Annotated in this window: 20 protein-coding genes; 9 read left to right on the forward strand and 11 right to left on the reverse strand. The window is 69.5% G+C overall.

Annotated features, from left to right (window positions below):
- The first annotated feature begins 19 nt into the window (after window positions 1-19).
- The 3 genes from ASE01_RS16690 to ASE01_RS16700 all read left to right on the forward strand — a co-directional run bounded on the left by ASE01_RS16690 (window position 20) and on the right by ASE01_RS16700 (window position 3136).
- On the forward strand, window positions 20-1447 hold the full coding sequence (locus ASE01_RS16690; RefSeq protein WP_235536076.1) for a CCA tRNA nucleotidyltransferase: 1428 nt from the start codon (window positions 20-22) through the stop codon (window positions 1445-1447).
- Window positions 1448-1543: 96 nt separating this feature from the next.
- Window positions 1544-2026: an SRPBCC family protein gene (locus ASE01_RS16695; RefSeq protein ID WP_056754403.1), complete on the forward strand. Its 483-nt coding sequence runs from the start codon at window positions 1544-1546 to the stop codon at window positions 2024-2026.
- 42 nt (window positions 2027-2068) lie between these two features.
- Window positions 2069-3136, forward strand: a complete 1068-nt coding sequence (locus ASE01_RS16700; RefSeq protein ID WP_056754407.1) for an endonuclease/exonuclease/phosphatase family protein — start codon at window positions 2069-2071, stop codon at window positions 3134-3136.
- 64 nt (window positions 3137-3200) lie between these two features.
- Here ASE01_RS16700 and ASE01_RS16705 read toward each other — a convergent pair whose 3' ends face one another.
- Together ASE01_RS16705 and ASE01_RS16710 are read right to left on the reverse strand one after the other, a co-directional pair.
- Entirely contained in the window at window positions 3201-4286 is a 1086-nt protein-coding gene (locus ASE01_RS16705; RefSeq protein WP_056754410.1) for an inositol-3-phosphate synthase, read from the reverse strand.
- 23 nt (window positions 4287-4309) lie between these two features.
- The gene (locus ASE01_RS16710; protein ID WP_056754413.1) at window positions 4310-4897 is read right to left on the reverse strand and encodes a PadR family transcriptional regulator; all 588 of its coding nucleotides are present in this window, start codon (window positions 4895-4897) and stop codon (window positions 4310-4312) included.
- Between the two features lie 129 nt (window positions 4898-5026).
- Here ASE01_RS16710 and ASE01_RS16715 point away from each other — a divergent pair, with 129 nt between their 5' ends.
- Both ASE01_RS16715 and ASE01_RS16720 read left to right on the forward strand, forming a co-directional pair.
- Window positions 5027-7300, forward strand: coding sequence for a transglycosylase domain-containing protein (locus ASE01_RS16715; protein ID WP_056754416.1), 2274 nt, complete (start codon window positions 5027-5029; stop codon window positions 7298-7300).
- A gap of 4 nt (window positions 7301-7304) precedes the next feature.
- A complete protein-coding gene (locus ASE01_RS16720) occupies window positions 7305-8783 on the forward strand; it encodes a glycosyltransferase family 87 protein (protein WP_056754418.1) in 1479 nt (492 codons plus the stop codon).
- Between the two features lie 125 nt (window positions 8784-8908).
- Here the strand turns inward: ASE01_RS16720 and ASE01_RS16725 are convergent, their stop codons facing one another.
- The 7 genes from ASE01_RS16725 to ASE01_RS16755 all read right to left on the reverse strand — a co-directional run bounded on the left by ASE01_RS16725 (window position 8909) and on the right by ASE01_RS16755 (window position 16665).
- Complete coding sequence (locus ASE01_RS16725; protein WP_056754963.1) at window positions 8909-9985, reverse strand: alanine racemase; 1077 nt, start codon at window positions 9983-9985, stop codon at window positions 8909-8911.
- A gap of 5 nt (window positions 9986-9990) precedes the next feature.
- The gene (locus ASE01_RS16730; RefSeq protein WP_056754420.1) at window positions 9991-11142 is read right to left on the reverse strand and encodes a lipid II:glycine glycyltransferase FemX; all 1152 of its coding nucleotides are present in this window, start codon (window positions 11140-11142) and stop codon (window positions 9991-9993) included.
- Between the two features lie 42 nt (window positions 11143-11184).
- Window positions 11185-12525, reverse strand: coding sequence for an NAD-dependent succinate-semialdehyde dehydrogenase (locus tag ASE01_RS16735; protein WP_056754424.1), 1341 nt, complete (start codon window positions 12523-12525; stop codon window positions 11185-11187).
- A gap of 37 nt (window positions 12526-12562) precedes the next feature.
- Window positions 12563-13363 carry an ABC transporter permease gene (locus tag ASE01_RS16740; protein WP_056754428.1) on the reverse strand — a complete coding sequence of 267 codons (801 nt, stop codon included), beginning with the start codon at window positions 13361-13363 and terminating at the stop codon, window positions 12563-12565.
- The gene (locus ASE01_RS16745) at window positions 13363-14271 is read right to left on the reverse strand and encodes an ABC transporter permease (protein WP_082606127.1); all 909 of its coding nucleotides are present in this window, start codon (window positions 14269-14271) and stop codon (window positions 13363-13365) included. Before ASE01_RS16745 ends, ASE01_RS16740 begins: the two co-directional genes overlap by 1 nt.
- A gap of 2 nt (window positions 14272-14273) precedes the next feature.
- On the reverse strand, window positions 14274-15455 hold the full coding sequence (locus tag ASE01_RS16750; RefSeq protein WP_056754431.1) for an extracellular solute-binding protein: 1182 nt from the start codon (window positions 15453-15455) through the stop codon (window positions 14274-14276).
- Window positions 15456-15564: 109 nt separating this feature from the next.
- The gene (locus ASE01_RS16755) at window positions 15565-16665 is read right to left on the reverse strand and encodes an ABC transporter ATP-binding protein (RefSeq protein WP_082606128.1); all 1101 of its coding nucleotides are present in this window, start codon (window positions 16663-16665) and stop codon (window positions 15565-15567) included.
- A gap of 109 nt (window positions 16666-16774) precedes the next feature.
- Here ASE01_RS16755 and ASE01_RS16760 point away from each other — a divergent pair, with 109 nt between their 5' ends.
- Both ASE01_RS16760 and ASE01_RS16765 read left to right on the forward strand, forming a co-directional pair.
- Complete coding sequence (locus ASE01_RS16760) at window positions 16775-17524, forward strand: FadR/GntR family transcriptional regulator (protein WP_056754433.1); 750 nt, start codon at window positions 16775-16777, stop codon at window positions 17522-17524.
- A 97-nt stretch (window positions 17525-17621) separates the two neighbouring features.
- Window positions 17622-18317, forward strand: a complete 696-nt coding sequence (locus ASE01_RS16765) for a hypothetical protein (RefSeq protein WP_056754436.1) — start codon at window positions 17622-17624, stop codon at window positions 18315-18317.
- An 18-nt stretch (window positions 18318-18335) separates the two neighbouring features.
- Here the strand turns inward: ASE01_RS16765 and ASE01_RS16770 are convergent, their stop codons facing one another.
- Window positions 18336-18845, reverse strand: a complete 510-nt coding sequence (locus ASE01_RS16770; RefSeq protein ID WP_056754441.1) for a hypothetical protein — start codon at window positions 18843-18845, stop codon at window positions 18336-18338.
- Between the two features lie 440 nt (window positions 18846-19285).
- Here ASE01_RS16770 and ASE01_RS16775 point away from each other — a divergent pair, with 440 nt between their 5' ends.
- Window positions 19286-19756 carry a hypothetical protein gene (locus tag ASE01_RS16775; protein ID WP_157537420.1) on the forward strand — a complete coding sequence of 157 codons (471 nt, stop codon included), beginning with the start codon at window positions 19286-19288 and terminating at the stop codon, window positions 19754-19756.
- A 19-nt stretch (window positions 19757-19775) separates the two neighbouring features.
- Here the strand turns inward: ASE01_RS16775 and ASE01_RS16780 are convergent, their stop codons facing one another.
- Window positions 19776-20573 carry a deoxyribonuclease IV gene (locus ASE01_RS16780; protein ID WP_056754448.1) on the reverse strand — a complete coding sequence of 266 codons (798 nt, stop codon included), beginning with the start codon at window positions 20571-20573 and terminating at the stop codon, window positions 19776-19778.
- Window positions 20574-20778: 205 nt separating this feature from the next.
- Here ASE01_RS16780 and rpsF point away from each other — a divergent pair, with 205 nt between their 5' ends.
- Window positions 20779-21066, forward strand: coding sequence for a 30S ribosomal protein S6 (rpsF, locus tag ASE01_RS16785; protein ID WP_056754974.1), 288 nt, complete (start codon window positions 20779-20781; stop codon window positions 21064-21066).
- Window positions 21067-21155 lie beyond the last annotated feature (89 nt).

Consider the following 21155-nt stretch of genomic DNA (forward strand, 5'->3'; position numbering starts at 1 on the left):
CGACGCTCCCCTGCGCCTGGTGGACGTCCAGGCCGCGGTCGCTGCCGAGCTGGACCGGATCGCGCCGGTGATCGACGAGCTCGGTGAGCTGTTCGCCGCCGCCGGTCACGAGCTGGCGCTGGTCGGCGGCCCGGTGCGCGACGCGATGCTCGGTCGGCGCTCCAACGACCTCGACTTCACCACCTCCGCCCGACCCGAGCAGACCGACAAGCTGCTGCGGGCGTGGGGCGACGCCTGGTGGGACATGGGGCGCGACTTCGGCACCATCGGCTGCCGCAAGGGTGACTGGGTGGTCGAGGTGACGACGTACCGCTCCGAGGACTACGACCGCGACAGCCGCAAGCCCGAGGTCACCTACGGCGACAGCCTCACCGGTGATCTCGGTCGGCGTGACTTCACGGTCAACGCCATGGCCGTGCGGCTGCCGGGTCGCGAGATCGAGGACCCCTTCGGGGGGGTGATGGACCTCGCCCACCGCGTGCTGCGCACCCCGGGCACCCCGGAGCAGTCCTTCTCCGACGACCCGCTGCGGATGATGCGGGCCGCCCGCTTCGCCTCCCAGCTGGACTTCTCGGTCGACCCCGAGGTCGTCCGGGCGATGACCGGGATGGCGAGCCGGATCGAGATCATCTCCGCCGAGCGGGTGCGTGACGAGCTGGTGAAGCTGATCTGCTCGCCGCGTCCGCGCCCGGGGCTCACCCTGCTCGACGAGACCGGCCTCGCGGAGCTCGTGCTCCCCGAGCTGCCCGCGCTCAAGCTGGAGCGCGACGAGCACCACCGGCACAAGGACGTCTACGAGCACACGCTGACCGTGCTCGAGCAGGCGATCGACCTGGAGCCCCGGCTGGCCGAGCGGGCCGGCATCGAGGGTCCCGACTTCATCTCGCGGTTCGCCGCCCTGATGCACGACGTCGGCAAGCCCCGCACGCGCCGCTTCCAGGACGACGGCGCGGTGACCTTCCACCACCACGACGTGGTCGGCGCCAAGCTCACCCGCAAGCGGATGAAGGCGCTCAAGTTCAGCAACGACCAGATCGACGCGGTCGGTGACCTCGTCGAGCTGCACCTGCGCTTCCACGGCTACGGCTCGGGCGAGTGGACCGACTCGGCGGTACGCCGCTACGTCCGCGACGCCGGACCCGAGCTCGAGCGTCTCCACGTCCTGACCCGGGCGGACTGCACGACGCGGAACCGGAAGAAGGCCGACCGGCTGCGCCGGACCTACGACGACCTCGAGGCCCGCATCGACCGGCTCGCGGGTGAGGAGGAGCTCGCCTCCCTCCGCCCGGACCTGGACGGCAACCAGATCATGCAGATCCTCGGGATCGGTCCCGGTCGCGAGATCGGTGAGGCCTACAAGTTCCTGCTGGAGCTGCGCCTCGACAACGGCCCGATGTCCACCGAGGACGCCACGGCTGCCCTGGAGGAGTGGTGGGCGGCCCGCTGACGGGTGCCGAGGTGTGGCAGGCGTCACCTACCGCCGCTGCGTTACTCGACGGTAGGTTCCGCAGATCCGACATCGACGTCACTGAAGGGCACCACCATGGCCGACACGTACGAGAAGCTCCTCGAGGACTCCATCGAGATCGCTGCCCCTGCTGACAAGGTCTGGGCGCTGGTCACCGACATCTCGCGGATGGCGAAGTGGAGCCCGCAGGTCGTCAAGTCGACGGTCAAGGGCGGCGAGGTCAAGCTCGGCACGACCTTCTCGAACCTCAACAAGCAGGGCGTGAAGCGCTGGCCGACCGGTGGCAAGGTCGTGCGCTTCGTCCCGCCCGCCGACGGCAAGGCCGGTGACTTCGCGTTCAAGATCCGCGAGAACCGCAGCGTCTGGTCCTTCGCGATCGAGCCGACGGCCGACGGCACGACGTTGGTCACCGAGCGTCGCGAGACCCCGCAGGGCATCTCCAACGTGTCGCTGATCCTCACCAAGGTCGTCCTGGGTGGGCAGAAGGGCTTCACCGACGAGCTCCGCACCGGCATCCGCCAGACCCTCGAGCGGATCAAGGCCGAGGCCGAGGCCTGAGCACCACCACGCGCATTCGCCCCCGCGGGGTTGAATGACTCCGTGAGCGAGCCGGACGACGACGCGCGCGACGACGACCCGCGCGACCCGGACGCCGGGGAGGAGGGCGCAGCCGAGCAGAAGCCGGCGCGCCCTCCTCTGCCGACGCACCGCCCGGCGGCCAGTCCCGCCGCCCAGGTCGCGACCGTGGCCGCCGCCGTGGTGGTGCTCCTGGTCGTCGGCTTGGTCTTCGTGCTCCAGGGCGGCAAGGACACCGAGCCCCGTCGCGATGCAGCCACGGCCCTCACCGAGGTTCCCGAGGCGCCGTCCTCGGGCTATGAGCCCAGTCTCGAGTCGAGCCTGGCGCCGGCCCCCCTCGACGTACCCACCGAGATCTGCGCGACGGGGAGCATCACGACGCCCTTCACCGTGCTCTCCTTCAACATCCACTCCGCGATGCGCAAGGGCGGCGGGCTGGAGGTGACGCGGCTGATCGAGGAGATCCGCAGCTGGAAGCCGGACGTCGTGCTGATGCAGGAGGTCGACAACCAGCGCGGCCGCTCCGGCAACGTCATCCAGGCCAAGCAGATCGGTGAGGCGCTCGGCATGAGCTGGGTCGCCGGCAGCGGCCAGACCGGCAACGCCGTGCTGTCCCGCTTCCCGATCGAGGAGCAGAAGATCGTCGCGCTCCCCCGCGCCGGCGGCCGGTTCGACCGGCACGCCGTCCACGCCGTGATCGACGTCAAGGGAACCAGCGTCAGCGTCTACTCGACGCACTTCGAGCACACGTCCTCGACCGCGCGGACCGCCCAGGCGCAGGCCCTGGCCCGCGTGCTCGCTGCGGACGGTCGGCCCAAGATCGTCGCCGGGGACCTCAACAGCCAGTCCGGCAGCGTCCCGGTCGGCACCCTGCGGGCCGCGGGCCTCGGCGATGCCTGGGCCGCGGGCGCCGGGGTCGGCAACACCGCTCCCGCTGCGCGACCGCGGGTACGCATCGACTTCGTCCTGCACGACGCCTTCTTCACGCCGGTCCAGGCTGCGGTGCTCGCCTCCGCCGTCTCCGACCACCGGGCCGTGTGGACCCGGCTCCAGCTCAACGAGAAGCTCGGTTGCCTCAAGGTCGGCGGCTGAGCCGGCAGTCGAAAAATGCCAACCACCCCGGTCCCTTGCGGGAACCGGGGCGGCTGGTCCGGGATCACTCTCCGGAGATGAACTTCTCGAGGAGCGTGCGGCCCTCGGTGTCCTCGATCTGAACCGGCGGGCTCTTCATGAGGTACGCCGACGCGGGGATGATCGGTCCGCCGATGCCCCGGTCGAGCGCGATCTTCGCGGCGCGCACGGCGTCGATGATGATGCCGGCGGAGTTCGGGGAGTCCCAGACCTCGAGCTTGTACTCGAGGTTGAGCGGGACGTCACCGAAGGCGCGACCCTCGAGGCGGACGTAGGCCCACTTGCGGTCGTCGAGCCACGCGACGTAGTCGGACGGGCCGATGTGGACGTTGCGGTCGTCGGCGCCGACGTTGGCCAGCGAGCCGTTGAGGTTGGAGGTGACGGCCTGGGTCTTGGAGACCTTCTTGGACTCCAGGCGCTCACGCTCGAGCATGTTCTTGAAGTCCATGTTGCCACCGACGTTGAGCTGGTAGGTGCGGTCCAGCGCCACGCCGCGGTCCTCGAACAGCTTGGCCATCACGCGGTGCGTGATGGTCGCGCCGACCTGGGACTTGATGTCGTCGCCGACGATCGGGACGCCGGCGTCCTCGAACTTCTTGGCCCACTCGGGGTCGGAGGCGATGAAGACGGGCAGGGCGTTGACGAAGGCCACGCCGGCGTCGATCGCGCACTGGGCGTAGAACTTGTCGGCCTCCTCGGATCCCACCGGCAGGTAGGAGACGAGCACGTCGACCTTGGCGTCCTTGAGGACCTGGACGACGTCGACCGGCTCGGCGCCGGACTCGTCGATCGTCAGGCGGTAGTACTTGCCGAGACCGTCGAGCGTCGGGCCGCGCTGGACCTCGACACCGAGCGTCGGGACGTCGGCGATCTTGATCGTGTTGTTCTGCGAGGCGTCGATGGCCTCGGACAGGTCCTTGCCGACCTTGAGGTCGTCGACGTCGAACGCGGCGACGAACTCGACGTCGCTCACGTGGTAGTCGCCGAACTGGACGTGCATCAGGCCGGGCACGGTGCTCGAGGCATCGGCATCCCGGTAGTACTGCACGCCCTGGATGAGGGACGTGGCGCAGTTGCCCACGCCCGCGATTGCTACTCGAACCGAACCCATGGGGTTACCTTTCCTCGCTTGTTTCACGACGACGCCGACGTCGTCGGCGTCTCGGGGGTTGCGTCGCTGCGTACTTGAACGCCGCGCTCTGCATTGATGAGGTCCGAGAGCCATCGGACCTCACGCTCGACCGACTCGACACCGTGACGCTGCAGCTCTGCGGCGTACCGGTCGGCTTCCTTCTGGGTCATCGCCAGCTCGCGCTGGACCCGGTCCAGCCGCTCCTGGAGACGCGAGCGACGTCCTTCGAGGACGCGCAGGCGGATCTCCATGTCGGTGGAGGAGAAGAACCGGAACCGGATGTCGAAGTTGTCGTCCTCCCATGCGGCAGGACCCACCTCCGACATCAGGCGCGCGAACTCCTCGGTACCCAGCTCCGTCACCTCGTAGACGATCCGCTGCCGGCGGGAGGGAACTCCCGTGGGCACGACTTCCTCGATGAGGTTGCCGCGGAGCATCTTCTTCAGTGCCGGGTAGAGCGACCCATAGGAGAGCAGTCGACCCCAGCCGAGCATCAGGTTGAGCCGCTTGCGCAGCTCGTAGCCGTGCATGGGTCCCTCGTGCAGCAGTCCGAGGACTGCGAGCTCGATGGTGTCCCCACGGCGTGCCATGCGACCTATCGTAGCGATATATCCGCTGAACGTGAACTTTCGATGGATCGAGAGTGTCCAGCGCGTGTGCGCCGCTGGGATGTGGGCGGGAATCGGACGGGCACAGGTGACCGCCGTACCCTGTCCTGCGTGGTCGAGGGAAAGCGCAAGACATCCGGTGCCTCCACCCGGCGCAAGTCGTCGGGTGGCAAGAAGGGCGACCGTGAGCCGCGCACGTGGAAGCAGCGCCTCAAGCGAGTGACGCTCTGGGGCCTGGTGACGGCCGTCGTGATGGGACTGCTCGGCGTGCTGGGCTTCTACATCGCCTATCGCTCGATCGACATCCCGAAGCCGAACGACGAGTTCCTGACCGAGACCACGCGGGTCTACTACGACAACGGCAAGTCCGAGATCGGCCAGTTCGCGATCCAGGAGCGGGACTCGATCGACTACGACGAGATGCCGCAGGTGATCAAGGACGCCGTGGTCGCGGCCGAGAACCGCACCTTCTGGACCGACAGCGGCCTGGACCCCAAGGGCATCCTGCGCGCGGCCTTCAGCAATGCGCAGGGCAACGCGCAGCAGGGTGCCTCGACGATCACCCAGCAGTACGTGAAGATCCTCTACCTGACCCAGGAACGCACCTGGAAGCGCAAGGCCAAGGAAGCGATCCTCTCGCTCAAGATCAAGAACCAGCTGAGCAAGCAGCAGATCCTCGAGGGCTACCTCAACACGATCTACTTCGGTCGCGGTGCCTACGGCATCCAGGCGGCCGCGCAGGCCTACTTCGACGTCGACGCCAAGGAGCTCACGCTGGCCCAGGCCGCGACCCTGGCCGCGGTGCTCAACAACCCGTACTCCCTGGACCCCCGCAACGGCGAGGCCTCGGCCACGGCGCTGCTCGGTCGCTACCAGTACGTCCTCGGCTCGATGCAGGAGCTGGGCAAGGCCACCGCGGCCGACGTGACCGAGGTCCGCGACGCCCTGCCGACGTTCCCGAAGATCAAGACCAACGAGCAGTACGGCGGCCAGCGCGGCCACGTGCTGACGATGGTCCGCAAGGAGCTGCAGCGCCTCGGGTTCAGCGAGCAGGACATCGACGGTGGCGGCCTCAAGGTCACGACCACCTTCACCAAGAAGGCCATGAACGCCGCCCGTGAGGGTGTCGCGGAGGAGCGGCCCGAGGGCTTCGGCAAGAACCTCCACGTCGCGGTCGCCTCGGTCGAGCCGGGCACCGGTGCGGTGCGGGGCTTCTTCGCCGGCCAGGACTACCTCCAGTCGCAGATCAACTGGGCGGTCTCCGGTGGCCAGGCCGGGTCGACCTTCAAGCCGTTCGCCGTCGCAGCCGGCATCGAGGCGGGCTTCGAGCTCAAGGACACCTTCGACGGCAACTCGCCCTACTACCCGCCCGGCGGCGGGCGGCCGTTCGAGAACCAGGGAAACCAGCCCTACGGTCGGGTCAATCTGACCAAGGCGACCCAGGACTCGATCAACACCGCGTTCATCGACATGACGCTGGCCATTCCGGACGGTCCCCAGAAGATCATCGACACGGCCGTGAAGATGGGCATCCCGCCGGAGACGGCGGCCAACCCGCCGTACGGCTTCCCGGCGTCGAGCCCGGGCCTCGAGCCCCAGACGGGCGTCTCGCTCGGTTCGCAGACGGTCAGCCCGATCAACATGGCCAACGGCTACGCGACGATCGCCAACCGGGGGGTGAGGGCGGACGCCTACATCATCGAGAAGGTCGAGGACGCCAACGGTGAGGTGAAGTACACCCACAAGGTGACCGACGACCGCGCGCTTCCCGAGGGCGTCTCCGACGACGTGGGTTACGCGCTGCAGCAGGTCGTCAAGCTCGGCTCGGGTCGTCCCACCCTGGGCCTGGGGCGTCCGGCCGGTGGCAAGACCGGCACCGCGACCAACGGCAAGGGCGAGGTCTCCTCGGCCTGGTTCGTCGGCTACACCCCGCAGCTCTCGACCGCGGTGATGTACGTCCGCGGCAAGGGCAACGAGCAGCTCAAGGACTGGCTGCCGTCGTACTTCGGCGGGGGCTACCCCGCCGCCACCTGGACCAACGTCATGGAGCGTGCCCTCGAGGGCCAGGATGTCGAGGACCTGCCCGGCGCCGCCAACGTCAAGGGCGAGGCGCCCACCGACGGCCACGAGCCGGCACCGCCGAAGCCCACCAGGACGCGTGAGCCGAAGCCGAGCAAGACGACCGAGACGCCCTCCTCGGAGGCCCCGGTCACTCCGTCGGACACCGCGTCCGTGCCGACGGATGAGCCGACCACGACACCCACCGACGAGACCAGCGATCCGACCGACGGTCCGTCGGGCCTGCTCGGCAAGCCGACCAAGACGCCGAAGCCCCGCCAGGCACCGCGGGTGCGAGCGGGTCGTCGCCGTCCCAGCGCCGCCTGATCCCGTGGTGCACGAGCGGACCCACGTCCACCCGACGCAGGACGACCCGGTCGTCACTGCGCTCAGCGAGGTGGTCGGCGGCCCCATGGGCGAGCGCGCCCGGCCCCACCGCTGGTGGACACCGCTGCGGGTGCTGCTGCTCCTGACGGCGTTCACCTTCGCGCTCGGGATGGTGCAGAAGGCGCCGTGCTCGGTCGCGGAGGGCAAGGACCAGAACTGGGTCTACTCCCACATGTGCTACACCGACCTGCGCCCGCTCTACGTGCCGCGCGGGCTGGCCGAGGCCGCCTGGCCCTACTCCGACGACGAGCAGACCCGCGCCCGCTACGAGGTCATGGAGTACCCCGTCGGCATCGCCTACTGGGCCTGGGGAACGGCGAAGCTGACCCACCTGCTCAACGGCTCTCCCGACATCGAGGAGCGCTACAAGTCCCCGGTCGACGACCTGTACGCCGACCCCGAGGTTGACGACGAGCAGTCGATCTTCCTGCTGATCAACGCGTTCGGGTTCGCCGCACTCGCGATCGGCGCGACCTGGCTGCTGTCCCGCGCCCATCCCGAGCGGCCCTGGGACGCCGCGGCCTTCGCCCTGTCCCCGACGCTGTTGCTGACCGGGCTGATCAACTGGGACCTGATCGCGGTGGCGCTGGTCGCCGGGGCACTGTGGTCGTGGTCGCGCGACCGACCACTCCTGACCGGCATCCTGATCGGCCTCGGGACCGCGGCGAAGCTCTATCCGCTCTTCCTGCTCGGCGCGCTCCTGGTGATCTGCCTGCGCCGTCGCCGCTACGCCGACTTCCTGCTCGCGACCGTCGCTGCTGTCGCGGCGTGGCTGGTCGCCAATGCCCCTGGCTACCTCACCGGGCCCGATCAGTGGAAGGTCTTCTGGTCGTTCAACTCCGAGCGCACCGCGGACCTCGGCTCGGTGTGGATGCTCATCGACCAGGCGGGCGACGTCGGCTTCACGGCCCACACGATCAACCTGTGGTCCTGGATCATCTTCGGCACCTGGTGCGCGGTGGTGTTCGTGATCGGGATGACCGCCGGTCGCGGGGTCCGGCCCGAAGCGGTGGTGCCGCGCCTGGCCCAGCTCGGCTACCTGATCGTCGTCGGCTTCCTGCTGGTCAACAAGGTCTACTCCCCGCAGTACGTCCTGTGGCTGCTGCCGCTCGCCGTCCTGGCCCGTCCGCGCTGGCGTGACCAGATCGTGTGGCAGGCCAGCGAGGTCGTCTACTTCTGCACCATCTGGTGGTACCTCGGCGGCTACCTCTCCCCCGCCGGCGGCGGCGACGCCGGGTTCTACTGGGTCGGCATCGCCATCCGCGTGCTCGGCGAGCTGTACCTCGCGGCGGTCATCGTGCGCGACATGTACCGCCCCGACAAGGACCCGGCGCGCGAGGACACCTCGCTGGAGAACGCCGTCGCCGTACGACGGGAGCGACCCGAGCGCAGCCTGGAGCTGTCCGGGTTCCGGAAGCGCTGAGCCACTGTCGTTGGTCGAGTAGCCCGAGCCCCTGGGCGAGGGCGTATCGAGACCTCTGGCCATGGTCTCGATACGTCGTCGCTCGTCCCTCGCGACGCCTGCTCGACCAACGACAGGGCGAGGCGTCAGCCGGTGACGACGACCCGGTCGAAGCTGGTGGCGGTGTAGCGGACCCGCACGTCGACGTCCTCCCCGACCTCGGGAACCCGCGATCCGTGCGGCAGGAAGAGCATCGAGGCCTGCATGTGCGGGGGCTCGGCGAAGAGCCGCTGCTTGCCGTCGATGGAGTACGGCGAGCGCACGAACCCGACCGCGTCCAGGCCGCCGCGGGCCAGGGTGGTGGCACGGGCCTTGATCGACTGCTCGCCGGTCGGTGCCTCCAGCCCGATGCCGTGCGCGGTGCCGCCGCTGACGACCAGCACGTGGCCCGACTTGGGAGCGGTGCGGCCGCGGTAGCCGAACGCATCGCCGCGTTCGACGTCGTGCACGTCCAGCACGGTCGCCGAGACGCTCAGCGCGCCCCGGTCGCCGAGCCAGAGGCCGGTGCCGATCCGCGGCCGGAACGTGAAGTCGCCGTACTGGCTGCGCAGGGTGGCGAGCTCGGCGTCGGTCAGGTGGCTGACCCACACCTCGGGCATCCCGTGCGTGGGGATCTCGGCGGCGACGAAGTCGTTCATCAGCCGGGTGACCTCGCCCAGGTGGGCGCCCTGGCCCAGCGGGAGGTGCAGGGCCAGGCCCTCGATCCGGGCGCCGGGGTGCTTGCGCAGCAGCTCGCCGGCCTCCCAGAGCTCGCGGGCGGCCATGCCATGGCGGCGCATCGAGGTCATCCGCTCGAGCACGATCCGTGCCGACGGGTCGGCGTGCAGGAGCTCGCGCAGGTCCGCGACCCGGCTGACGGTGTGCACCAGCCGGCGGGCGAGGGCGCCCTCGGGCAGGGGCACCCACGGACGCCAGGGGGTCAGCACCAGCAGGTCGCCGTGCCAGCGCTGCTCGGCCTCGGGCAGCTCGCCGTAGGTGCCGACGGCGAGGGTCCGCACGTCGTGGCCGCGGTCGGCGAGCCACTGCGCCTTGCGGGCCAGGCGGCCGAGCGTGAAGCCGTAGCCGTTGCCCTTGGCGACCGGGACGATGCCCGGGTGGGAGGAAGCGACGGTCTCGAGGTGGCCGCGCCAGCGCGGGCCGTCGACGGTCAGGGTGAGGCTCATGGTGCTCACCCCCTCCGCTGCAGGTAGAGCTGGAACGCCTTGTAGAGCGGCCGGTTGATCGGCAGGTCCCACTCGCCGGCGTACTCCACGGCCTCGCCGCCGGTGCCCACCTTGAACTGGATCAGCCCGACGTGGGCATCGTCGGAGTCGAGCGTCTCGGTGATCCCGCGCAGGTCGTAGACGGCAGCGCCGGCCTCGATCGCGTCGCGGATCATCGCCCACTGGACGGCGTTGGAGCCGCGGACCTCGCGCTTCTCGGTGGAGGAGGCGCCGTAGGAGTACCACGCGTGCTCGCCGACCCGGATCGCAATCGTCGCGGCGACCAGGTCGCCGTCGTGGCGGGCGAGCCAGAGCTTGAAGCGGTCGCCGGGGACCTCCACGTCCTCGGTGAGCGCGTCGTACATCGTCTCGAAGTAGCGCAGCGGTCGCGGCGTGAAGTGGTCGCGCTCGGCGGTGTGCACGTAGAGCTCGTGGAAGGCCTTGAGGTCCTCGCGGCCACCGACGGTGACCTCGACGCCCTCCTTGGCGGCCTTCTTGATGTTGCGGCGCCAGAGCTGGTTCATCCCCTTGAGGACCTCGTCCTCGGTGCGCTGCGCACCGGCGTCCGGGCCGTCGACGTGGCGCAGCGGGACCTGGAAGACGAACTGCGGCTGGCCGGCCGCGAAGCCGCCCTCCACGCCCTGGTGACGCCAGCCCAGCTCGTGCAGCTGCGCGGTCACGCGGGCCCCGATCGGGCTCCGCTCGGTCGGGGGGACCTGGCTGAGCAGGCGCACCTCCGGGTCGGCGATGCCCTCCTTGACCTGGGCGGTGGTCCAGCGCCGGGTCACCACGGGAGGCCCGATCCGGACGGCGAACGCGCCCTGCTCCTTCAGGTGCGCGACCATCGGGGCGAGCCAGTCCGCGAGCCGGTCGGTGTCCCAGTCGAGCACCGGGCCCTCAGGCAGGTAGGCGAGGAAGCGGTTCAGCTTCGGGAGCTTGCGGTAGAGCACGAGCGCGACGCCCTGCAGCGTCCCGGGGTCGTCGAAGAAGCCGATCGACTCGCTGCGCCACTCGCTCTTGACCTTCGCCCACCCGGGGGTCTGCAGGAAGCTCGCGGAGGGCAGCGTGGCGAGGTGCTCGCGGTGCTCGGTCGGGGTGATCGGGCGGACGCTGGGCATGGGTCCGAGGCTATCGGGCCACCCATCGGACCCGACGCCGCCTCACACCGTGCGGATCAGCTTCTTGTTGACGAACTCCTCCATGCCGAAGCGGCCCAGCTCGCGTCCGAAGCCGGATCGCTTGATCCCGCCGAAGGGCAGCTCGGCGGCGTCGAGCCCGACGCCGTTCACGAACACCATGCCCGCGTCGATCTGGTCGGCCACCCGCTGCGCCTGCGCGGCGTCCGGGGTGAAGACGTAGGAACCGAGGCCGTACGGCGTGTCGTTGGCGATCCGGATCGCGTCGTCCTCGTCGGCGGCGCGGAAGACCATCGCGACCGGCCCGAAGAGCTCCTGGCGGTACGCCGTGTTGTCGGTCGTGACGCCGGACAGCACCCCGGCCGGGTGGAAGGCCCCGTCGCGCTCACCGGCGCTGGACAGCGAGGCGCCGCCGGCCACGGCCTCGTCCACCTGGCGGCCGAGGTTGTCGGCGGCGGCCAGCGAGGACAGCGGCGAACCGGGAGTCGCAGCGAGCAGGGCCGCGGTGAAGCGGGCCACGAAGTCGTCGTACAGGTCCTCGACGACGATGAACCTCTTGCCGGCGTTGCAGGCCTGGCCGGTGTTCTCCATCCGCGCGCCGACGGCGGCCTCGACGGTCGCGTCGAGGTCGTCGCTGCCGAGCACGATGAACGGGTCGGACCCGCCGAGCTCCAGCACGACCTTCTTGAGGTTGCGACCGGCGATCTCGGCGACCGCCGCCCCGGCCCGCTCGGACCCGGTCAGCGAGACGCCCTGGACCCGGGGGTCGGCGATCACGTCGGCGACCTGCTCGTTGCTGGCGTAGACGTTGACGTAGGCGCCCTCGGGGAATCCGGCGTCGAGGAAGATCTGCTGCAGGAGGGCCGCGGAGCGCGGGCACTGCGGTGCGTGCTTGAGCACGATCGTGTTGCCGGTCGCCAGGTTCGGCGCGGCGAACCGGGCGACCTGGTAGGCCGGGAAGTTCCACGGCATGATCCCGAGCAGCACGCCCACCGGCGCGCGGCGGACGAGCGCCGTGCCCTCCCCCTCGCCGAGCTCGATCTGCTCGTCGGCCAGGAAGCGCTCGGCGTTGTCGGCGTAGTAGTCGTAGATCGCGGCGGAGAAGTCGACCTCGCCCTCCGCGTCCCCGAGCGGCTTGCCCATCTCCTCGACCATCGCCGCGGAGAGCTCGTCGCGACGCTCGAGGTGGAGCTCGGCGACGCGGTGGAGCAGCGCCGCGCGCTCGGCCGCGCCGGTGGTGCGACCCCACGAGGAGTACGCCGCTGCCGCGAGGTCGACGGCGGCGCCGACCTCGGTGTCGGTGGCGGTCGGGAAGGTCTCGACCAGCTCGCCCGTGGCGGGGTTGCGGACGGCGTACTCGGTCATGGGTGCTCCTGGGGTCGAGGGTGGGTCGAGGTGGGAGTCAGCGGGCGGGCTCGACGTCGGCGGACAGGCGTTGGGCCAGCCACACCGGGACGATCGAGAAGAGGATCAGGACGACGGCCACCACGTTGACGACCGGCGCCTGGTTGGGACGGAACATGTTGTTGAGGATCCAGATGGGCAGCGTGTTCGCACCGCCACCGGCGGTGAAGGTGGTCACGATGATCTCGTCGAAGCTCAGCGCGAAGGCCAGCATGCCACCGGCCAGAAGGGCCGATCGGAGCTGCGGCAGGGTGATCAGGCGGAACGTCGTGAACACACCGGCGCCGAGGTCGGCGGAGGCGTCCTCGAGGCTGGTGCCCATCCTGCGCAGCCGGGCCTGCACGTTGTTGAAGACCGTGACGATGCAGAAGGTGGCGTGCGCGATCACGATCGTCCACAGCGACAGGTCGATGCCGAGGATCCCACGGAAGCCGTTGTTGAGCGCGATGCCGGTGACCACGCCGGGCAGCGCGATCGGCAGGATCACGAGCAGGTTCACCGAGTGCTTGCCGAAGAACGAGTAGCGCTGCAGGGCGATCGCGAGCAGGGTGCCGAGCACGAGGGCGATCCCGGTGGCGATCGCCGCGACCTGGAGGCTGGTCACCAGCGCCTCCCGGGCGCCGGCGCTCTGCGCGGCCCGCTCCCACCACTCGAAGGTCACGCCGCGGGGCGGCCAGGTCATCGACTGGCTCGGGTTGACCGAGTTGGCGACGACGACGAGCAGGGGCAGGTAGATCAGGCCCAGCACCCCGAAGGTGATGACGGCCAGGATCCGCTTGGTCGTGGTGCTGAGCGTCATCAGATGTTCTCCAGGGCGCCGGTACGACGGATGGCGGTCAGCAGCACCAGCATCACCACGATCGGGATCATCGCGATCGCCGCGGCGAGGGGCAGGTTGTTGGCCGCGCCCGCGTTGACGAAGACGAGGTTGCCGAGCATCTGGTTGGCGCCGCCGACGATGTTGACGGTGATGTAGTCGCCCATCGTGAGCGAGAAGCTGAAGATCGCGCCGGCGACGATGCCCGGCACCAGCAGGGGCATCACGATCGAGCGCAGCACCATCGATCCGGGGGCGCCGAGGTCTCCGGCCGCCTCGAGGAGCGAGTCGGGGACCCGCTCGAGGGCCGCGAAGATCGGCAGGATCACGTAGGGCAGCCAGAGGTAGGACTGCGTGATGACCACGGCGGTCAGCCCGTAGCCGGGAGAGCCGAGGCCGGTCCACTCGGCCAGTCCGCCCTCGGAGAGCACGACCCGCCACGAGAAGACCTTGACCAGGTAGCTCGCCCAGAGCGGGGTCAGCACGGCCACGACCAGCATCCGCCGGGCGCGGGGCGTGGCGACCTTGGCCATGTAGAAGGCGATCGGCAGGGCGATCGCCACGTCGATCACGGTGACCGCCAGGGCCACGCCGATCGTGCGGACGGTGACGTTGCGGTAGACCTCGTTCTCGATGAGCGTGCGGAAGTTGTCCAGCGTCCACGTGCGGTCGATCTCGCTGCTGAGGCTGTCCACCGACCACAACGAGGTGATCAGCAGCGCGGCCAGCGCGACGACGTACACGAGGACCATCCAGGCGAGCGGCGCGGACAGCAGGAGGCTCAGCCGCAGCCACACCATGCGGTGCAGCAGCCGGGAGCCCGGCCGGGCCACCGGCCCCCGCAGTGCGGGGGCCGGCGCCTGGTCGGTGTCGGGGACGGTGGACGTCATGATCAGCCCTTGATCTCCGTCCACGCCTGGGTCCACTGGGCGTAGTCGGTGCACTCGACGTCGGTACGGCCGTCCAGGCACTCCTTGATCGGCGTGCGCCAGAACCAGAGCTGCTTCGCGTACTCCTCGTCACCGGCGTGGAAGGTGTCGCAGTGCTTCGGGTCGGTCGTCTGCGCACAGGCCTCGGGGCTGTTGGGCGCCTCGCCGAAGTACTCCGTCGCCTGGGCGTTCGCCTTGGGGCTCAGGATGTAGTCCATCCACTTGTACGCGCAGTTCGGGTTCTCCGACTGCGACGACAGCATCCACGTGTCGTTCCACGCAGTCGCGCCCTCGGTCGGGAGGGTCACGTCGACGTCCTTGTTCGTGACGTTGTTCTTGATGACCTGCCAGGTCGTGCCGACGACGGAGTCGCCGGTCTCGAAGGCCTGGATCTCCTTGAGGTAGTCCGACCAGTACTCGCCGACGTACTGGCGCTGCTCCTTGAGCAGGGCGGAGGCCGCGGCGAGCTGGTCCTCGTCGAGCGCGTAGGGGTTCTCGATGCCCAGGTCGGGTTGGGTCTTCATCAGGTAGAGCGCGGCGTCGGCGATGTAGATCGGCGAGTCGTACGCCGTGACCTTGCCCTTGTTCTTCTCGAGCTCGGCCTTGTCGAAGACCGCTCCCCAGGACGTGGGCGCCGTGTCGAAGTTCTTCTTGTTGTACATGAGCAGGTTGGCGCCGTAGCCGTGCGGGACGCCGTAGTTCTTCCCGTCCAGCGAGTTCCACTCGGTGTCCTTGAGGAAGTCGAAGACGTTCTCGTAGTTGGGCACGAGGTCGGTGTTGATCGCCTGCGCCTCGTCGGAGGCGATCAGGCGCAGCGACAGGTCGCCGGAGGCGGCGATGACGTCGTACTCACCGGACTTGGCGAGGTTGAGCGCCTCGTCGGAGGTGCCGTAGACCTTGCTGGTGACCTCGCAGCCGGAGTCCTTCTCGAACGCCGAGACCCAGTCCACGGCCGGGTCGTTGCTGCCGTCCTCGACGTAGCCGGGCCACGCGAGGATCGAGACCTGGCCCTCGGACTTGCCGAGCTCCTCGACCGCATCGGTCTTCTTGTCGTCGTCACTGCTGCCACAGGCGGCCAGTGCGGAGACCGACAACAGGGACAGACAGGCCACGGCCACGCGGCCGCGCCGGAAGGGTGTTTTCATCGACTGTCTCTTTCTGGTTGGGGATTCTCGGTGGTGCGGGAGCTGCAGGGGTCAGGAGACCGTTGGTCGAGGAGGTCGCGCAGCGACCGTCTCGAGACCTGGTGGGTCCTCAGGTCAGGGCGACGACGTCGGCGCGGGCGAAGCGCACCGTCACGTGGTCGCCGCGGTGCTCGGCGGAGTCGAGGGAGCCGGTGGACTGCTCGAGCGCGACCAGCTCGATGCCGTCGTCGGTGCGCAGGTGCACGCGGTTGCCGGCGCCTAGGTAGATGGTCTCGGTGACCACGGCGCCCAGCCGGATCTCGCCCTCGGTGGGGGCGCGGGTGTCGCTCGCCGCCGAGAGGCGGAGCCGTTCGGGCCGTACGGCGTGCTCGGCGGAGACACCCAGCAGGCGGGCGGAGGTCGCGGAGTCGAAGAGGTTGGTGGTGCCGACGAAGCCGGCGACGTACGCCGAGGTGGGGTTCTCGTAGATCTCGCGGGGGGAGCCGAGCTGCTGGATCCGGCCGGCGTCGAAGACGGCGATCCGGTCGCTGAGGGTCAGCGCCTCCTCCTGGTCGTGGGTGACGAACACGAAGGTGATGCCCAGGGAGCGCTGGAGCTGCTTGAGCTCGACCTGCATCTGCTCACGGAGCTTGAGGTCGAGGGCACCGAGCGGCTCGTCGAGCAGCAGGACCCGCGGCTCGAGCACGATCGCGCGGGCCAGGGCGACGCGTTGTCGCTGCCCGCCGGACAGCTGGGTGGGGCGACGGGCGCCGAGGTGGCCCAGCTGGACGGTGTCCAGCGCGTGCTGGGCACGTTCGCGGCGCTCCTTCTTGCCGAGCCCACGAACCCGCAGCCCGTAGGCGACGTTGTCCAGCACGCTCATGTGCGGGAAGAGCGCGTAGTCCTGGAAGACGGTGTGCACGTCGCGCTCGAACGGCGCGCTGCGGGTCACGTCGGTGCCGCCGAGCTCGACGGTGCCCGCCGTGGCGGTCTCGAAGCCGGCGATCAGACGCAGGACGGTGGTCTTGCCGGAGCCGGACGGTCCGAGCATCGAGAAGAACTCGCCGTCGGCGATGTCGAGGTCGACGCCGTCCACGGCGGCGACGTCACCGAAGTGCTTGACCAGTCCGCGGAGCCGGATGGCGGGCTGCGAGGTCCCGGTCGAGGTCGTCGAGGTCCCGGACGCGGGGCCGGGCGTGGGGCCCGGAGTGGGGATCGTGGCGTGGGTCACGCCAAAAACATATGACTCCAGAGGTTATATGTCTAGAGTCTCACCTGTAACGTTTGTGTGACCACGACCGGCCTGCGACGCCAGCGGTCCCGAGGCCCGGGAGGGATGGATGACCGCCACCTCCAGCCCACGGCACGGCACCCGGACGCGCGGCGCAATCTTCGCCCCACTCGAGGACGTCGGCCGCGCGGTGCGCGTCGAGCAGCGCCTCGCGGACGCGATCCGCTCCGGTGTGCTCCGCGACGGCGAGCGTCTGCCCAGCGAGTCCGAGCTCGCCGCGATGCTCGGCGTCGCGACCGTCACCGCCCGCGAGGCGCTGGTCTCCTTGCGGGCCCAGGGCCTGATCTCCACGATCCGCGGACGCAACGGCGGCAGCTACGTCACCCGCGCCAACCTGCACGATCCCGATGCCCAGGCGGCCCGGCTCGCGGCGATGTCACGCGTCGAGCTGCACGACCGCGGCACGCTCCACCTGGTGATCCTCACGGGCTGCGCCGAGCTCGCCGCCGAGTTCGCCGATGGCGCCGATGTCGATCTGCTGGCCTCCCTCCTCCCGGTCGCCGACGACGTCGACCCCGGTCACTGGCGCCACGCCGATGCCGAGCTGCACCTGACCCTCGCGGCGCTGAGCCAGTCCGCCCGGATGACCCGGCAGGTGGTCGGTCTCGAGGCCGACTTCGGCGCCCTGCTGCGCCAGCCGCTCGGCGACCCGGAGTTCCAGGACTTCACCCGGAACTGTCACGAGGAGCTGTTCACCGCGTTGCGGGCTCACGACGGGGCAGGCGCCAGGGGCGCCGTACGACGCCAGCTCGCGGGCGCTCTCGACGAGCTCGCCCTGCTGCACGCGTCATATCGATGACATCTCGAACCGGGCGTGCTCCTTGACAGGGGTCGCGGCGGTGACGTTCGGTAGCGATCAGGGCCCGGCTCGGCGGGGTCCCGGAAGGAGTGTGGCCATGGGGTCGATGCTGATCGAAGGAGCGAGCGGTCCGGCGTCACCGGCTGCGCTGGCCTGCGCCCGCGAGGTGGACGCCTACTTCCAGAGCGTCATCGCGGCGCTCGAGGTCGTGCGGGACGGCCTTGCCGAGGTGTGCTCACGCGAGGCGCTGCTCGCCGCCGACCTGGTCGCGTCGGCACACCCGCTCACCCGCGACCTGCTCGACGGGCTCCCCCTCTTCGGCGGCGGCTTCGTCGCCGCGCCCGGCTTCCTCGCCGACCACCACCTCTACCTCGCGTGGTGGCAGGGCGAGGAGCAGCAGCTCTTGGCGCAGTCGGCCGTCTCCGGCTCCGGCGACCCGGTCGACTACGGCCGCGTGGAGTGGTACCGCACCCCGGTCGAGTCGGGCCGGCCGCACGTGACGGGTCCGTACGTCGACTACGTCTGCAGCGATGAGTACATGCTCACCACCACCCTCCCGGTGGAGGTGGACGGGCGCGTGGTCGGCGTGGTCGGCGCGGACACCCTGCTCGACACCTTCGAGTCGCTGATGCTGGGCGCGGTCCGCGAGGCCGGCGCCACCGTGGTCAACCAGGCCTTCCGGGTCGTCCTGTCGGCCGATCCCCGGGTGCCGACCGGGCGACTGGTGGCGCCCGAGCAGCGGGGCGCGCTGATCCCGTGCGGCGAGCTGCCGCTCAGTGTGCTGATCGGCTGACGCCGCTCAGCACCCGGGTCACCAGGTGCCGCCCTTCCAGGATCCGTTGAGGTAGATCTCGATCCACGCCCCGTGGCTCGAGACTGCCTTGATGTTGCGGGCCAGGTGCTTGAGCTGATTGCCGGCCCACTGGCACAGCGGCTTGGGCACGTACCTGCTGCAGGCGGCGACCGCGACGGTGATCAGGCCCTTGGCGATGTCGAGCCCGGTGATCTTGATCCAGGCGCGGCGGTAGCGGGAGTCGTAGCCGTACTGGAGCACCTGCTCGGTGGTGACCGCTGTGCTCACCGAGGCGAAGGTCGCTTGGAGTGCCTCCAGGTGCGCGGCTTCGACGTCCGGGAGGCCCTCATCCGCGAGGGTGCCGAACTCGGGCTCGGTCTGACCGTCGTACACGAGTGTGTCGCTCACGTGCGGGCCTCGGGCGCCTTCGTCGCCGGAACTGGTCAGTGCGGCGAGGCCCACCAGCAGCGCGAGCGCCGCGAGCATGGCTACGGCTGCGGTCGTCATCCGCATCGTCGTGTTCGTCATCTTTCCTCCAGGAGGTGTGACCCGAGTTGGTGATTCCGGTCGGGAGCGACCGGTCCACCGAAGGTAGGACCACGGCCACTAACTGTCAAGCATGTACAGTTAAATGTTCACAGATCAAAGGCCCTCTGACGGGAGAACTGAGCGTGATAGCGTCGTTGATGAACTGTTGATCGATGCGAAGGAACAGGGTCGTGGCACGTCCGAGCAGGGCTGACCAGGGACGAGCACGGGAATGCCTGGTGCGCGCCGGGGTCGAGGTGGCCACTGCCCACCTCGAGGAGAGGTCCAACGGCGGATCCCTGATCGACTTTCCGATCGACCGGGTCCTGAGCCGGGCCGGGGAACTCTGGGACGGTGGTGCGCGCGGCGGAAGAGGTGCGTTCTCGCGAACCACCTTGGTCAATCACTTCGAGGGGGTCGATGCCTTTCGGATCGAGGTGATGTCGCAACTCCACGCAGGAGATCTCGAGGAGTCCGCGCACCTGACCGATTTCGTACGTCGCGTGGACGACGAGCTGATCCCCGGCGCCTCCCTGCCGACGGTGCGCGACGACTTCTCCAGAGGCGACGTCGCGGCGATGACGGAACACCCGTCGCGGACCCGGCAGTGGCTGGAGCTGCACAGCCGCATCGGCGACGACGAGCGGTATGCCGACATCGTGCGGCAGGTCTACCGCGCCTACGACGACAGGCTCCGCCCCTCGCTGCTGCGGGAGCTCGACAGGCGTGGACGTCGCTTGCGGGACTCCATCACCGTCGACGACCTCCTGCGGGCGCTGACAGCGCTGACCGAGGGGACGGCGGTGCGGGTCCTGGCCGAGAACCTCGACGAGGCGGCGCGCGCTGGTGCGGTCGCGGGAGCCGCGGCCGAGGCCGTCATCATGGGCCTCACTGAGCCAGTGCCCGATTGAGTCGTGCCAGCGATCTCGCTCAGAGGCGCTCGCGCAGCCAGGCGAAGTCGGTGACGTGCTCCTCGGCACCGCCGGGGGTCTCGCACACCACGGGTGCGGCGGCATCACCGATGACCTGGGCGAGCAGGTCGGGGTCGATCTGCCCCGAGCCGAAGTTGGCGTGGCGGTCGGCGCCCGAGTCGAAGGCGTCGCGGCTGTCGTTGGCGTGGACCAGGTCGATCCGGCCGGTGATCGCCAGGACGTCGGCGACGATCGTCTCCAGCGCGTTGCCGCCGGCGTGGGCATGGCAGGTGTCGAGGCAGAACCCGACCATGTCGGCACCCTCGGCCCTGGAGATCGCGTCCCAGGTGCCCTTGATCCGGTCGAGGTAGCGCGTCATCGCGTTGGTGCCGCCGGCGGTGTTCTCGATGAGCAGCGGGACCTTGATGTCGGTCGCCTCGATCGCCTTGCGCCAGTTGTCGAAGCCCTTGGCCGGGTCGTCGTCGTCGGTGACGTGCCCGCCGTGCACGATCAGACCCTTGGCACCGATCTCGGCCGCTGCGTCCATGTGCTGCTGCAGGAGCTTGCGGCTCGGGATCCGTTGGCGGTTGTTGGTCGTGGCGACGTTGATCAGGTACGGCGCGTGGACGTAGAGGTCGACCCCCGCGTCCTCGGCCGCGGCCTTCAGCGCGGCCACGCCGCCGTCGTACGCGAGGACGGGACCCTTGTAGGACTGCGGATTGCCGAGGAAGAACTGCACGAGGGGGGCGTTGCGGGCCGCCGCCTCCGCGAGCGGGTCGGTCTGGTCGACGTGGGCTCCGATGCGCAGCTCGCTCATGGGGCTCACTGTAGGGAGCGCCGGGGACAGCCGGAGATGCCCCGGCTCGATTGGGTGAGCGGCTCGCGGAGGGGTTAACCTCTCCTGTCCGGTGCCGTCAGGCGCCGTACACCTGTGCGCCCGGTCCGAAACCGGTGCGCACTGGCAGAGCCCTCCTGCCGCGGAAAGTCCGTGGCCGCCAAGTCCAGAGGAGGTGGAGACCGCTTTGCGCAACTATGAAGTCGTGGTCATCCTCGACCCGAGCCTCGACGAGCGTACGGTTCAGCCGTCGCTCGACAAGTACCTCAATGTCGTCCGCAACGACGGTGGAACCGTCGACAACGTCGACATCTGGGGCAAGCGTCGTCTTGCCTACGAGATCAAGAAGAACGCCGAAGGCATCTACGCGATCATCAAGCTCACCGCGGCGCCCGCGACGGTCGACGAGTTCGACCGTCAGCTGACCCTCAACGAGTCGATCCTGCGGACCAAGGTCATCCGACCGACCGTCTGAGGTTCCACGGATCCACCCTCCCCGGGACTGCCCTGTGGATTGCGACTGTTCAATGTCGGAACCTCAGGACACGATGGGGCCCGTTGTCC

The sequence above is a fragment of the Nocardioides sp. Root190 genome (genome assembly GCF_001428565.1).
Classification (GTDB): Bacteria; Actinomycetota; Actinomycetes; order Propionibacteriales; family Nocardioidaceae; genus Nocardioides.